This is a genomic window from Streptomyces sp. NPDC088732 (assembly GCF_044751205.1).
GTDB lineage: Bacteria > Actinomycetota > Actinomycetes > Streptomycetales > Streptomycetaceae > Actinacidiphila.
The window spans coordinates 98,166-111,838 of the sequence record NZ_JBIVLI010000002.1; the positions used below are offsets into that span (position 1 = coordinate 98,166).

Consider the following 13,673-nt stretch of genomic DNA (forward strand, 5'->3'; position numbering starts at 1 on the left):
TCGGCCCGCGCGCCGACACGCAACGCCGTGGGCGGCCCCCGCGGCAAGCCGGGCGGCAGCAGACCAGCGGGGGGCCACCAGGCCACCCGGACCAACCACGCGGGCAGGCCGCCCCCACCCCGCGTTCCGGGCCCGACCCGCAAAACGCTCACACGCCCGCCCGGCCGACCGCACTCGGGCCGATCCGCACAGGGACGGACGGGGCGTGCCCGGCGCGGCGGGCGGTCCTCGCGGCGTGCCGGGCGGCGGCGTACCGGCGGCCAGAGTTCCGGGCGCGGCAGGCAAGGGGCTTCACATGCCCGCCCGACCAGCCGCACTCGGGTCGATCGGCACAGGGACGGACGGGGCGGCCCGCGCCGACGCGCAACGCCGTGGGAGGCCGCCGCATGCCGGGCGGCGGCGTACCGGTGCCCCGCGTTCCGGGTGCGGCTCGCAAGAGGCTCCGCATGCCCGCCCGGCACAGGGGCGGACGGGGCACGGCACGGTTACAGGGCGGCAGCGCCCTGTTCGCGGAGGCGGTGGTCGTACTGCTGGAGCGCCCACAGTTCGCCGCCGATCGCCGCGAGCTGGTCCTGGTCGGCGCGGGGGCCCTGGGCGGTGAGCCGGGTGTGGTCGGCGTTGAGCTGGGCGACGCGGCGGGCGACGGCCTGCCGGCGTACGTCGACGAGGATCTTGCCGGCGTAGACCTCGGGGGTCTTGTGCTGGACCGGCTCCACGGCGAGTTCGGTGACCAGCGAGCGCACGGTGTCGTCCGGGGCGACGTCGCGCACCCGGGTCAGGAACTGCGGGTCCGCGTACTCCGCGCCGCCCGCCTCGCTGATCGCGCGCCGCACGGCGATGTAGGGCGGGGCGGTGAACTCGTCCTCGCCGTACGCGTCGAAGGCCGGCGAGACCAACTCCGGGTACTGGAGGGCGAGTTTGAGCAGTTCACGCTCGACGCGCTGGGCGGGGCTGCGCATGTCCAGCCGCGGGCCGCGGGGACCCGCGGGCGCGGCGGGGCCGGCCGGGGGTGCCGCGGGACGTGCGGTGCGGGGGCCCGCGGCTCCCGCACCGGACTGGCGGCGTTCGCGCTGCCAGCGGGCGAGTTGGCCCACCCGGCGCACGACGAACTGGGTGTCGAGGATGCCCAGCATGCCGGCGAGCTGCACGGCGTACTCGTGCTGGATGGCGGAGTTCTTGATGCCGGCGACGATGGGCGCGCCCGCCTCCAGCGCGGAGGCGCGGCCCTCTGCGGTCTCCAGGTTGTAGCGGGCCACCGCCGACCGCAGGGCGAACGCGAACAGCGGAGTACGGGAGTCGACCAGCCGCTCCACGGCCGCGTCGCCCTCGGCCAGGCGCAGGTCGCACGGGTCCATGCCGCCGGGCGTGATGGCGATGGAGGTCTCGGCGGCGAACTTCTGGTCGTCCTCGAAGGCGCGCAGGGCGGCCTTCTGGCCGGCCTCGTCGCCGTCGAAGGTGAAGACCACCTCCGCGTTGGCGTTGTCCATCAGCAGCCGGCGCAGGATCTTGATGTGGTCGCCGCCGAAGGCGGTGCCGCAGGTCGCGATGGCGGTGGTGATGCCGGCGAGGTGGCAGGCCATGACATCGGTGTAGCCCTCGACGACGACGGCCCGGCTGGTGCGGGCGATCTCCTTCTTGGCCAGGTCGATGCCGTACAGGACCTGCGACTTCTTGTAGATCGGCGTCTCGGGCGTGTTGAGGTACTTCGGGCCCTGGTCGTCGTCGCGGAGCCGGCGCGCGCCGAAGCCGATGACCTCGCCGGTGATGTCGCGGATCGGCCAGATCAGCCGGCCGCGGAACCGGTCGATGGCCCCGCCGCGGCGGCTCTCGCTGGCCAGGCCGGAGACGATCAGCTCACGGTCGCTGAAGCCCTTGCCGCGCAGGAAGCGCACCAGGTGGTCCCAGCCGGCCGGGGCGTAGCCCACTCCGAAGTGCTCGGCGGCCGCCTGGTCGAAGCCGCGCTCGGCGAGGAACGCGCGGCCGATCTCCGCCTCGGGGCTGCCGAGCTGCTCCACGTAGAACTGCGCGGCGGCCTTGTGCGCCTCGATGAGGCGGATCCGCTCGCCCTGCTGGCGGCCCGGCGTGTAGCCGCCGTCCTCGTACCGCAGGGTGATGCCGGCGACGGCGGCCAGCCGCTCGACGGCCTCGGAGAAGGACAGATGGTCGACCTTCATCACGAAGTCGAGGGTGTCGCCGCCCTCCTGGCAGCCGAAGCAGTGGTACAGCCCCTTGCTGGGGCTCACCTGGAAGGAGGGGGACTTCTCGTCGTGGAAGGGGCACAGGCCCTTGAGGTTGCCTCCGCCGGCGTTCCTGAGCTGCAGGTACTCCGAGACGACGGCGTCGATCGGGACCGCGTCCCGCACCGCCCTGACGTCCTCGTCCCTGATCCGCCCTGCCACACAGGGATTCTACGGCGCCGCCCGGGCGCGGTCAGACCAGCTTGGCGACGAACAGGAAGTGCGGGCCCGCGGGCTGCAGGACGAACTCCTCGCCCACCGCCGTGAAGCCCTGGCCCTCCCAGAAACCGCGGGCCGACGTGCGGCCGTTGCACCAGACCAGCTCCGCCCCGCGCTCCCGGGCCTCCGCGAGGGCCGCGCCCAGCAGCGCGGAGCCCAGTCCGCGGCCGCGTACCTCGGCGGCGGTGGCCATGCCGCGGATGCGGTAGGCGGCCTCCTGGTGCCCCGGCAGCTGCTCCGGGAAGAGCGTGACGCATGTCACGACCGGGGCGAGGGCGCCTTCGCCGTCGTAGCCCGCCATGTGGAACGCGGCCGGGTGGCCGTCCTCGACGAAGATCGCGGATGCGCGCGGCAGTCCCGGCCTCAGCACGGTCCAGCGCAGATCGAAGATCTCCTCGACGGGCACGACAGCGGTACGGAACTCCATGAGGACCATGCTAGGCGACCGTGCGGGCGCTCATTCCAGCAGGGAGTTCAGGGGCACGGCGGGGTCGGCGAGCGCCTCGGCGTCGACCCGGCGGCCGGAGCGGATGAGTTTCTGGATGCTGTCGGTGACGTCCCACACATTGACGTTCATCCCGGCGAGCACCCGGCCCTCGCGCAGCCAGAACGCGATGAACTGCCGCTTGCCGACGTCGCCGCGGGCCAGCACCTGGTCGTACGTTCCCGGGGCGGCGTGCCCGGAGAACTCCATGCCCAGGTCGTACTGGTCGGTGAAGAAGTACGGGACGCGGTCGTAGCTCACCTCCTTGCCCAGCATCGCGCGCGCCGCCACCGGCCCGCTGTTCAGCGCGTTCGCCCAGTGCTCCACCCGCAACCGGCCGCCCAGCAGCGGGTGTTCGGCGTTGGCGACATCCCCGGCCGCGAAGATGTCGGGGTCGGAGGTGCGCAGCGACGCGTCGACGGCGATGCCGCCGCCGGCCTCGCGGTCGGCGAGGGCGAGCCCGGCGGCCTCGGCCAGCGCGGTGCGCGGCGCGGCGCCGATGGCGGCGAGCACGTCGTGGGCGGGGTGCTCCTCGCCGTCGTCGGTGAGGGCGGACAGCACCATGCCGTCCTGGCCGGTGATCCCGGTGAGTTTCGCGCCGAAGTGGAACCGCACGCCGTGCTCGCGGTGCAGGTCCGCGAAGACCTCGCCCAGTTCGGGGCCGAGCACCGAGTGCAGCGGGCACGGCTGCGCCTCCACCACGGTGACCTCGACGCCGTAGCCCCGGGCGGCCGCCGCGACCTCCAGGCCGATCCAGCCCGCCCCGGCGACGACCAGATGGCCGTTCTCCCGGCCGAGGGTGGTCAGCACGTTCTTCAGCCGCTCGGCGTGCGCGAGCCGCCGCAGGTGGTGCACGCCCGCGAGGTCGGTGCCGGGGATGTCCAGCCGGCGCGGCTCCGCCCCGGTGGCCAGCAGCAGCTTGTCGTACGGGATGGAGGTGCCGTCGCCCAGCGTGATGCGCTTGGCCGCCCGGTCCAGTCCGGTGACCGGCTGGCCGAGATGGAGCTCCACGTCGTGCTCGGCGTACCACGCGGCGGGGTGCACGAAGACCGAGTCGCGCTCCTCGTTGCCCAGCAGGAACCCCTTGGACAGCGGTGGGCGCTCGTACGGGTGGTCGCGCTCGTCCCCGATCAGTATCACGCGGCCGGTGAACCCCTCGGAGCGAAGCGTCTCCGCCGCTTTCGCCCCCGCGAGTCCCGCCCCGACGATGACGAATGTCTGGTCTGCGTCCACCACTGTGCGCCTCCCTGAAAGTCCCTCGGGTGCCCGGGTGCCCTCCCTCTGGCAATTGCCAGTGAGGTGAGCGTCCCGCACGGCACGGCCCACGGGAAGAGTGCCGCGCCGGGTCGGGCGTCTCCCGGACACCCTCCAGGGGGCGGCCGGGGGCCCGCCGGGGGCTCACCGCCCGGCGGTGAGCCGGGCGTGCAAGGCGGTCGCCGCCGAGTCGGTCAGGGAGGCGATCTGGTCGACGACGGCCCGCTTGCGGGCCCGGTCGTCCTTGGCCGCGTCGAACATCCCGCGGAACTGCGGGTCCAGCCCCTCGGGCGCCCGCGCGAGCAGCGCCTCGGCCAGCTCGCCGATCACCACCCGCTGCTGGGCGCGCCGCCGCTCCTGCGCCTCTCGCTGCATCACATAGCGGTCGGCGACCGCCTTGAGCACCGCGCACTCCAGGCGCTGTTCGCGCGGCACGACCAGCTGCGCGCGGTAGCGCGTGAGCCGGCCGGTGCCGTAGGCGTCCCGGGTGGCGCGCTCGGCGGCGAGGCAGAACCGGCCGATGAGCTGAGAGGTGGCGTCCTTCAACCGGGCCTGCGCGATGGCCGATCCGTCGAAGCCGTGCGGCCACCACTCCATGTCCAGCAGCCGGTCCAGGGTCTCGGCGAGCTCGTCCTCGGCGGCGCCCGGCGCGTAGCGCGCGGCGGCCACGGCGAAGATCTCGCGCCGCTCCGGCTCGGCCAGCAGCACGGCCGGGTCCAGATGGCCGGCGTGCAGCCCGTCCTCGACGTCGTGGACGGAGTACGCCACGTCGTCCGCCCAGTCCATGACCTGCGCCTCGAAGCACTGCCCGTACGGGCGGTCCGCCGGCGCGGTGCGGCGCAGCCACGCGAAGACCGGCAGGTCGTCCTCGTAGACCCCGAACTTCGGACTGCCGGGCTGCGTGGGATGGGCCCCCCGCGGCCAGGGGTACTTGGTGGCCGCGTCCAGCGCCGCACGGGTGAGGTTGAGGCCGACGCTGACCAGCGCGCCGTCGTCGTCGTGCGTGAAGCGCTTGGGCTCCAGGCGGGTGATGATGCGCAGGCTCTGCGCGTTCCCCTCGAAGCCGCCGCAGTCCTGGGCGACCTCGGCGAGCACCATCTCGCCGTTGTGCCCGAAGGGCGGGTGGCCGATGTCGTGCGCCAGGCACGCCGTCTCCACCAGGTCCGGGTCGCAGCCGAGCGCGGCACCGAGCTCCCGGCCGACCTGGGCGCACTCCAGGCTGTGGGTGAGCCGCGTGCGCGGGCTGCTGTTGATCGCCCGCTCGTCGTCGACCGGATCCACCACCTGGGTCTTGCCGGCGAGCTTGCGCAGCCCGGCCGAGTGCAGCATGCGCGCGCGGTCCCGCTGGAACGAGGTGCGGCCGGGCCGCTTGTCCGGCTCGGGCACATAGCGCTCGGTGTCGGCCTGGCTGTAGGGGGCGTACTCGTCCGCTGCCTGGTGGTTCAGGTCCATACGGCGACAGTATCCGGCGCGGCCCCGCACGGGCCGCTCCGCGCCGCCCGGCCGGTCCGCGCCGCTGGGTGGACCTTCCGGGCGCGGCCCGTGCCTGGTCGCAGCGGGGTGCCGCACCCGGTGGCGCGGCGGCCGCGAATCAGTCCGGCCCGGCAATTCGCGAGGCGGCGCCTCGGCCCCTCGGCAACCGGCTCGGGCACCCCGTACCCATCGGGGCGCCGCCGGCCGTGCCCGCAACGGACCCGCGTCCTGCGCGGACCTCGGGTCGCACGACCCCGCGGCGGCCGGCCCCGGCCACCGGGACGTGCAGTGCTTCCGCAAGCGGGGCGTGCGGCCCGGCGATCCGGGCCGCCCAGTTGCGGCCCGGGGCCAAGACCCGGGGGGACCGGCGGCGACATGCTGACCCCGCGCCGGCATGAGACGGACCGGCACGGCGTTCAACTCCGGAGCCCAGCACACCGTCAGCGTCCGCGGCGCCGCCGGGTCACGGCCTCACCGCGCAGCGCAACGCAGGCCGCGAGCACTCATCGTGGTCAGGACAGCCCGGACGCACCGTCAGCGCCCGCTCCGTCCGCGGGCCCCAGGGCCACCGCAACCATCCGCGACGACCCCGGCCCCGGCCGCCCGGATGCCTGCGCCCGCATGAGCGGGACCCGCACGGCGCGGCGCAGCCGCCGTGTCAGCGGTGTTTCCAGTCGCCGCCGTGGATGGGGCGGCCGGAGGCGCGCAGGTCGCGTTCGTGGGCGGGGGCGGCGAGGTACACCCAGGCGGGGAGGGTCCGGCCGGCGTAGGTGCGGACGTCGCGGACGACGCGTTCGTAGAGGTTGTCGGCCGCGCCGGGGGTGTACTCCTCCAGCCGGTCGAGGTCGGCGAGGACGTCCTCGTAGAGGTCGTCGACCGGACGCACGACATCGCCCTGGACATGACCGCGCGCGTCGGACACGGCGTACGGGTAGCCGGGGCCGTCGAAGAGCAGGGCGCCGTGGAGGACGGCCGGGGTCTCCGTGGCGATGCGGCCGCGCAGCAGCCAGGAGTGGTTGATCTCGCCGGGCCGCAAGGTCCCGTACACGAAGAACGGGAGGCGGGAGTGGTCGTCTCGCACGGTCATCATGGAACCGCAGGGACGTGGGCGGCGTCGACTCGGGCGTGAAGCGGTTGCGCGGGAAGGTACGGACAGGTGCCGGGGCCCTGGCGGCACGCCTGCCCAGGTCCAGGCGGGGCAGGCGGCGGTTGCTGCGTGCGGCCGTGGCGGTGTGCGTGCTGGCGCTGCTGCCCGCCACATGGCTCCAGCTGACCGCGGACCCGCGGGTCCGCACCCTGGCCGACGCGCCCGCCGAACCGGTCGCGGTCGTCTTCGGCGCCGGGCTGTGGAACGGCGAGCCCTCGCCCTATCTGGCCCACCGGCTCGACGCGGCCTCGGCCCTGTACTCCGCCGGGAAGGTGCGGGCGGTCCTGGTCACCGGCGACAACAGCCGCACCGACTACGACGAGCCGACGGCCATGCGGGACTACCTCGCCACGCACGGCGTCCCGCGCGCGAAGGTCGTCCTGGACTACGCCGGCTTCGACACCTGGGACTCCTGCACCCGCGCCAGGCGCATCTTCGGCGTCGACCACGCGCTCCTGGTGAGCCAGGGGTTCCACATCCGCCGTGCGCTCGCCCTGTGCCGTGCTGCGGGCATCGACGCGTACGGGGTCGGTGTCGACGAGCCCCGCGACGTCACCTGGTACTACGGCGGCGCCCGCGAGATCGCCGGCGCCGCCAAGGCCGCCGTCGACGCCGTCCTCACCCCGGACCCGCGGTTCCTCGGCCCTCGCGAACAGGGCGTCGCGCGAGCGCTGCGCTGACCGCCGAACCGCTCCCCACCTGCGGCATTGGGCGCGGTTCCGGATGCGGATCTTCAGTGGGGCGGTGATGCTGGGAGGAGTCCCGCCTCACGGCAAGGAGGACAGCGATGTCCATGTTGGACAAGATCAAGGCCAAGCTGAAGGGCCACGAGAGTCAGGCCCAGAAGGGCATCGACAAGGGTGGCGACACGATCGACGAGAGGACCGGCGGCAAGTACCAGCGCCAGGTCGACACCGCCCAGGACAAGCTGAGCGACGAGTACGGCACGGGCGAATCGGGCGGGAACCGGCCTCCGCAGCCCTGACGCCGGCGGGCCGCCGCGCCCGCTTCCGGCGGCGCGCGGCGGCCCGGCCCGCGCTCAGCCCAGGGTTTCCGGCCGCTGCGTCAGGGCCGGCACCGGTGCCGCCGGCCGGGCGGAGATGGGCCGTCCGGCGCCGTGCCGGGGCGCGGGCAGGGCGGCGGCCGGGGGCGTGTGGGGGGCCGTGGGGGCGGGGCGGCGCCAGCGTGCGGGCACCTCGGCCATGACGACGCCCAGAACGAGCCAGAGCAGCGCGGCGATGCGGTCCTGGTTGGCGGGGTGGTCCACCATCGCGCTCAGGAAGAACCCGGTGAGGGCGGCCAGCCCCGCGGTGCCGATCACCGACTTCTCGCGCGCGGCCCGGGCCGCGCTCAGCAGGGCCACCACCGTGATGCCGAGCATGCCCAGCAGTCCGACGGGGCCGGTCTCCACCAGCCAGTTCAGCCACATGTTGTGGGTGTGCACGAAGACCTGGTCGCCGGGGACGGCCGCGGAGACGACCGCGCCGGCCCGGTCGAGCCCGACGCCCATCGGGTTGTGGGCCGCGATCCGCAGCGCCGCCTCCCACACGCCCCCGCGCACGCCCAGCGAGTCGCCGGCCCGGGACGTCTGCCAGATCGCCGCACCGCCGCCCAGCAGGAGCAGCAGGCCTCCGGCGGTCGCGATCCGGCGCTGCCGCCGGTCGAGGCGGGGCGCGACCCAGTAGGCGCCGCCCAGCACCAGCAGGCCCGCGACGGCGGCCACGTAGCCGGCGCGCGAGTACGTCGTGAGCACGGCCCCGTACGCCACCACCGCCACCAGGGTGACCGCGGTCGCCGCCGTGCGCTCGCCGACCGCCACGAAGGCGAGCAGCAGGAACGGGGTCAGCAGGACGAGGAAGGCGGACAGCAGGTTCGGGTTGGAGAAGGTGCCCACGGCCCGGGTCAGCGCCGCGTCGCCGCCGGCGCCGCAGCCCACGTCGGTGAGCAGCCCGGTGCGGCAGAAGCCGGTGGGCACGTCATTGGTGACCTGGGTGAAGGCCGCCGTGCCGGCCGCCGCGACGCAGACCGTCGCCAGCAGGCCGAAGGCCCGCCAGGACTCGGGCTGGGTGCGCCGCAGCCCGACGACGAAGTAGAAGCCGGCGACCACGGTCAGCAGTCCGCGCAGCGGGGCGGTGGGGTGCCCGCCGAGGAAGGTGGTCGCCGTCGCGGCACCCAGCAGGACCACGACGGGCAGGTCCAGCCGCGTGCGGAAGCTGCTCAGCCGTGCGCCGCCGGCCACCAGCGCCACGAGGCCGAGGCCGAGCGCGAGGCGCGCCGGGGTGACGACGCCGGTCAGCGGGTCGTCGGGGAAGAAGTCGGTCGCGGAGTCGAGGAGGACGACCGCGAGCACCATGAGCGGCACGACGTGGAGGACCGCCTGCAGGGGCCGGGGAGCTGCCATGCGCCCCACCCTGACCGCGGAACCGGGCGGCCCGGTGTCGTGGGGACGAACAAAGGGAAGCGGGGGCGGCACCTTCGCACAAAGGTGCCGCCCCCGGTGAGGGTGGGAGATGGTCTCTGGGTGCCGGGTTGGTTACCGGGTGCCGTTGCCCCTGTTCTGCGCCGCGGCCCGGCCCGCCTCCAGGCGGGCGACGGGGATGCGGAACGGGGAGCAGGACACGTAGTCCAGGCCCACCTCGTGGAAGAAGTGGACGGACTCGGGGTCGCCGCCGTGCTCGCCGCAGACGCCCAGCTTGAGGCCGGGGCGGGTGGCGCGGCCGGCCTCGGCGGCGGACTTCACCAGCGAGCCGACGCCGTCGCGGTCGATGGTCTCGAACGGGGAGACGCCGAAGATGCCCTTCTCCAGGTACGCCGTGAAGAAGCTGGCCTCCACGTCGTCGCGGGAGAAGCCCCACACGGTCTGGGTGAGGTCGTTGGTGCCGAAGGAGAAGAACTCCGCGGCCTCGGCGATCTGCGCGGCGGTCAGGGCGGCCCGGGGCAGTTCGATCATCGTGCCGAGGGCGAGGGCGAGTTCGGTGCCGGTGGCGGCCTGGACCTCGGCGATGACCGACTCGGCCTCGTCACGGACGATCTCCAGCTCCTGGACGGTGCCCACCAGCGGGATCATGATCTCGGCCCGCGGGTCGCCCTTGGCGTGCTTGCGCTCGGCCGCGGCCTCGGCGATCGCCCGCACCTGCATCGCGAACAGGCCGGGGATGACCAGGCCGAGGCGTACGCCGCGCAGGCCCAGCATCGGGTTCTGCTCGTGGAGCTTGTGGACGGCCTGGAGCAGCCGCAGGTCGTTCTCGTTGGCGTCCTTGCGGGACTCGGCGAGCGCGACGCGCACCGACAGCTCGGTGATGTCGGGCAGGAACTCGTGCAGCGGCGGGTCGAGCAGGCGCACGGTCACCGGCAGGCCGTCCATCGCCTCGAAGAGCTCGACGAAGTCGGACCGCTGGAGCGGCAGCAGGGCGCTCAGTGCCTGCTCGCGCTCGGTGTCGGTGTCGGCGAGGATGAGGCGCTCGACGAGTTCGCGGCGCTCGCCGAGGAACATGTGCTCGGTGCGGCACAGGCCGATGCCCTGGGCGCCGAAGCGGCGGGCGCGCGAGGCGTCCTCGGCGTTGTCGGCGTTGGCGCGCACCCGCAGCCGGCGGACGCGGTCGGCGTAGGCCATGATCCGGTGCACGGCCTGCACGAGTTCGTCGGCGTCGTCGGCGCCCGCGTGCATGCGGCCCTCGAAGTACTCCACGACGGGGGACGGCACGACGGGGACGGTGCCCAGGTAGACCTTGCCGGAGGAGCCGTCGATGGAGACGACGTCGCCCTCCTCGACCACCACCCCGCCGGGCGCCGTCATGCGCCGCCGCTTGGTGTCGACCTCCAGCTCCTCGGCGCCGCAGACGCAGGTCTTGCCCATGCCGCGGGCGACGACGGCGGCGTGCGAGGTCTTGCCGCCGCGCGAGGTGAGGATGCCCTCGGCGGCGATCATGCCGTTGAGGTCGTCGGGGTTGGTCTCGCGGCGGATGAGGATGACCTTCTCGCCGGAGCGCGACCACTTCACCGCGGTGTACGAGTCGAAGACGGCCTTGCCGACCGCCGCGCCCGGCGAGGCGGCGATGCCCCAGCCGATCCGCTCGGACTTCGCCTTCTCGTCGAAGCGCGGGAACATCAGCTGCGCGAGCTGGCTGCCGTTGACCCGCTGCAGGGCCTCGGCCTCGTCGATGAGCCCCTGGTCGACCAGCTGGGTGGCGATGCGGAAGGCGGCGGCCGCGGTGCGCTTGCCGACCCGGGTCTGCAGCATCCACAACTTGCCGCGCTCGATGGTGAACTCGATGTCGCACAGGTCCTTGTAGTGCGTCTCGAGGGTCTCCATGATCTTCATGAGCTGGTCGTACGAGGTCTTGTCGAGCTGCTCCAGCTCGGCGAGCGGGACGGTGTTGCGGATGCCCGCGACGACGTCCTCGCCCTGCGCGTTGCACAGGTAGTCGCCGTACACGCCCTGGTGGCCGGTGGCGGGGTCGCGGGTGAAGGCGACGCCGGTGCCGGAGTCGGGGCCGAGGTTGCCGAAGACCATGGAGCAGATGTTGACGGCCGTGCCGAGGTCGCCGGGGATGCGCTCCTGGCGGCGGTAGAGGATGGCGCGCTCGCCGTTCCAGGACTCGAAGACGGCCCGGACGGCCATGTCCATCTGCTCGCGCGGGTCCTGCGGGAAGTCCCGGCCGGTCTCCTTGGCCACGACGGCCTTGAACTGCTCGACCAGGCCGCGCAGGTCGGCGGCGTCCAGGTCGAGGTCGCTGTGGGTGCCCTTGGCGCGCTTGGCGTCCTCCAGGGCCTCCTCGAAGAGGTCGCCCTCCACGCCCAGCACGGTCTTGCCGAACATCTGGATCAGGCGGCGGTAGGAGTCCCAGGCGAAGCGCTCGTCGCCGGCCTGCGCCGCGAGCCCGGCCACGGAGTCGTCGGACAGGCCGATGTTGAGGACGGTGTCCATCATGCCCGGCATGCTGAACTTCGCCCCGGAGCGCACGGAGACCAGCAGGGGGTTGTCCGGCTGGCCGAGCTTCTTGCCCATCCGCTGTTCCAGCGCGTCGAGGTGCGCACTCACCTCGTCGCGCAGGGCCGCGGGTTCGGAGCCGGAGCCCAGGTAGACCTTGCAGGCCTCGGTGGTGATCGTGAAGCCCGGAGGGACGGGCAGGCCGAGGTTGGTCATCTCGGCCAGGTTGGCGCCCTTGCCGCCGAGAAGGTCCTTGAGGTCCTTGTTGCCCTCGGTGAAGTCGTAGACGAACTTCTGGATTTCTTGTTCTTCCGACACGGGACTCGCTCCTCGCGGCCGGGATGCCCTGACGGCGGGGAGCGTACCCATCCCTAAGGCGCTGCAGTACGTCCATCACCAGGTCACACGGCTGTAACCACCCATCGGCCGACAGATCGAAAGCGCGGGACCGGTTCGGGCGGGCATCGGATGCATTCAATCCTCGAACACATGATGCCGCCCGGTGATCACTGTCAGCGGTTTCTGTTACTCCATGCGAGGGATGGCTTGACCGGATGGCGACGACAACGATGGCACCCAGTGCCACCTCTAAGAGAGGTGATGCGACACTCGGCGTGCTCATCTGAGCAACGCACCTATCAGACGTGGCGAGAATCACTCGCCCCGCCGACGCCGCATCAGGCCCGGCGGACGGCCCCACGGCCGCCCGGAATGCCGTCAGCCGCCGGAAGTGTCCGATTCCGCGTCCGCGTCGACGACCACCGAGCAGTCGTACGGGTCCTCCAGCCAGCCGTCCGGGAGCGCCACGCGCTTGCCCGCCGCCGTACGGCCGCGCGGGCCCTCGGCGCCATCCGGCCATTCCTGGTCGAGTTCGAGTCCGTCGAGGTGCGCGTCGAGCTCGGCCAGGGAGGACGCCATCGCGAGCTTGCGGCGCATCTCGGAGCCGACCGAGAAGCCCTTGGTGTACCAGGCCACGTGCTTGCGGAAGTCGATCACGCCGCGCTCCTCGTCACCCAGCCACTCCCCGAGCAGCTCGGCGTGGCGCCGCATCACCCCCGCGACCTCGCGCAGCGCCGGGGTGGCCAGGTCGCCGCCGCCCTCGAAGGCGGCGACGAAGTCGCCGAACAGCCAGGGCCGGCCCAGGCAGGCACGGCCCACGACCACGCCGTCGCAACCGGTCTCGCGCATCAGCCGGACCGCGTCCTCGGCGCTCCAGATGTCACCGTTGCCGAGCACGGGGATCTCCGGGACGTGCTCCTTCAAGCGGGCGACCTTCTCCCAGTCGGCCGAGCCGCCGTAGTGCTGGGCGAGCGACCTGCCGTGCAGCGCGACGGCGGCGATCCCCTCCTCGACGGCGATACGGCCCGCGTCCAGGTAGGTGACGTGATCGTCGTCGATGCCCGTGCGCATCTTGATGGTGACCGGCAGGTCGCCCGCGCCCGCGACGGCCTCGCGCAGGATCGACCGGAACAGGTTGCGCTTGTACGGCAGGGCCGCACCGCCGCCCTTGCGGGTCACCTTGGGGACCGGGCAGCCGAAGTTGAGGTCGATGTGGTCGGCCAGGTCCTCGTCGACGATCATCCGGACCGCCTTGCCGACGATCACCGGGTCCACCCCGTACAGCTGGATCGAGCGGGGGTTCTCGCTCTTGTCGAAGTGGATGAGCTGCATGGTCTTCTCATTGCGCTCGACGAGCGCCCGAGTGGTGATCATCTCGGAGACGAAGAGCCCCTTGCCGCCGGAGAACTCCCGGCACAGCGTGCGGAAGGGGGCGTTGGTGATGCCCGCCATCGGCGCCAGCACCACAGGCGGCCACACGGTGTGCGGGCCGATCGTGAGCGACGGGGCGGTGATGGCGTCTGCAGTCATGCCACCCATTCTCGCGTACGCACGGGAGACCCGGGCCCGAGGTGGGTGTAGATTGAAATG

Annotated in this window: 10 protein-coding genes; 2 read left to right on the forward strand and 8 right to left on the reverse strand. The window is 73.2% G+C overall.

Annotated elements, in window-relative coordinates; translation table 11 throughout:
• Positions 1-485 precede the first annotated feature (485 nt).
• The 5 genes from dnaG to ACIP9H_RS03345 all read right to left on the reverse strand — a co-directional run bounded on the left by dnaG (position 486) and on the right by ACIP9H_RS03345 (position 6,754).
• Positions 486-2,399, reverse strand: a complete 1,914-nt coding sequence (gene dnaG / locus ACIP9H_RS03325; RefSeq protein ID WP_401582616.1) for a DNA primase — start codon at positions 2,397-2,399, stop codon at positions 486-488.
• Between the two features lie 31 nt (positions 2,400-2,430).
• Positions 2,431-2,883, reverse strand: coding sequence for a GNAT family N-acetyltransferase (locus ACIP9H_RS03330; RefSeq protein WP_401582617.1), 453 nt, complete (start codon positions 2,881-2,883; stop codon positions 2,431-2,433).
• Positions 2,884-2,913: 30 nt separating this feature from the next.
• Positions 2,914-4,176, reverse strand: coding sequence for an NAD(P)/FAD-dependent oxidoreductase (locus ACIP9H_RS03335; RefSeq protein WP_401582619.1), 1,263 nt, complete (start codon positions 4,174-4,176; stop codon positions 2,914-2,916).
• A gap of 162 nt (positions 4,177-4,338) precedes the next feature.
• On the reverse strand, positions 4,339-5,646 hold the full coding sequence (locus ACIP9H_RS03340) for a deoxyguanosinetriphosphate triphosphohydrolase (RefSeq protein ID WP_401582620.1): 1,308 nt from the start codon (positions 5,644-5,646) through the stop codon (positions 4,339-4,341).
• Between the two features lie 679 nt (positions 5,647-6,325).
• Positions 6,326-6,754 carry a gamma-glutamylcyclotransferase family protein gene (locus tag ACIP9H_RS03345; protein WP_401582621.1) on the reverse strand — a complete coding sequence of 143 codons (429 nt, stop codon included), beginning with the start codon at positions 6,752-6,754 and terminating at the stop codon, positions 6,326-6,328.
• A 38-nt stretch (positions 6,755-6,792) separates the two neighbouring features.
• Between ACIP9H_RS03345 and ACIP9H_RS03350 the strand changes: the two genes are divergently transcribed.
• On the forward strand, positions 6,793-7,494 hold the full coding sequence (locus tag ACIP9H_RS03350) for a vancomycin high temperature exclusion protein (RefSeq protein ID WP_401957624.1): 702 nt from the start codon (positions 6,793-6,795) through the stop codon (positions 7,492-7,494).
• 107 nt (positions 7,495-7,601) lie between these two features.
• Positions 7,602-7,799 carry an antitoxin gene (locus ACIP9H_RS03355; protein WP_401582623.1) on the forward strand — a complete coding sequence of 66 codons (198 nt, stop codon included), beginning with the start codon at positions 7,602-7,604 and terminating at the stop codon, positions 7,797-7,799.
• A 54-nt stretch (positions 7,800-7,853) separates the two neighbouring features.
• On the opposite strand, the gene ACIP9H_RS03360 is transcribed toward ACIP9H_RS03355, so the two are convergent.
• From ACIP9H_RS03360 to dusB, 3 genes are all read right to left on the reverse strand, one after another.
• Entirely contained in the window at positions 7,854-9,215 is a 1,362-nt protein-coding gene (locus ACIP9H_RS03360) for an O-antigen ligase family protein (protein WP_401582625.1), read from the reverse strand.
• A gap of 132 nt (positions 9,216-9,347) precedes the next feature.
• The gene (gene ppdK / locus ACIP9H_RS03365; RefSeq protein ID WP_401583196.1) at positions 9,348-12,044 is read right to left on the reverse strand and encodes a pyruvate, phosphate dikinase; all 2,697 of its coding nucleotides are present in this window, start codon (positions 12,042-12,044) and stop codon (positions 9,348-9,350) included.
• A gap of 417 nt (positions 12,045-12,461) precedes the next feature.
• Complete coding sequence (gene dusB / locus ACIP9H_RS03370; RefSeq protein WP_360906739.1) at positions 12,462-13,613, reverse strand: tRNA dihydrouridine synthase DusB; 1,152 nt, start codon at positions 13,611-13,613, stop codon at positions 12,462-12,464.
• Between the last annotated feature and the right edge of the window lie 60 nt (positions 13,614-13,673).

What these genes read in the sequence shown, in the direction of transcription:
- ACIP9H_RS03355 (WP_401582623.1), top strand. Translation starts at nt 7,602, where the DNA reads ATGTCCATGTTGGACAAGATCAAGGCCAAGCTGAAGGGCCACGAGAGT.
- ACIP9H_RS03360 (WP_401582625.1), bottom strand. Translation starts at nt 9,215, where the DNA reads ATGGCAGCTCCCCGGCCCCTGCAGGCGGTCCTCCACGTCGTGCCGCTC.
- ACIP9H_RS03345 (WP_401582621.1), bottom strand. Translation starts at nt 6,754, where the DNA reads ATGACCGTGCGAGACGACCACTCCCGCCTCCCGTTCTTCGTGTACGGG.
- ACIP9H_RS03340 (WP_401582620.1), bottom strand. Translation starts at nt 5,646, where the DNA reads ATGGACCTGAACCACCAGGCAGCGGACGAGTACGCCCCCTACAGCCAG.
- dusB (WP_360906739.1), bottom strand. Translation starts at nt 13,613, where the DNA reads ATGACTGCAGACGCCATCACCGCCCCGTCGCTCACGATCGGCCCGCAC.
- ACIP9H_RS03330 (WP_401582617.1), bottom strand. Translation starts at nt 2,883, where the DNA reads ATGGAGTTCCGTACCGCTGTCGTGCCCGTCGAGGAGATCTTCGATCTG.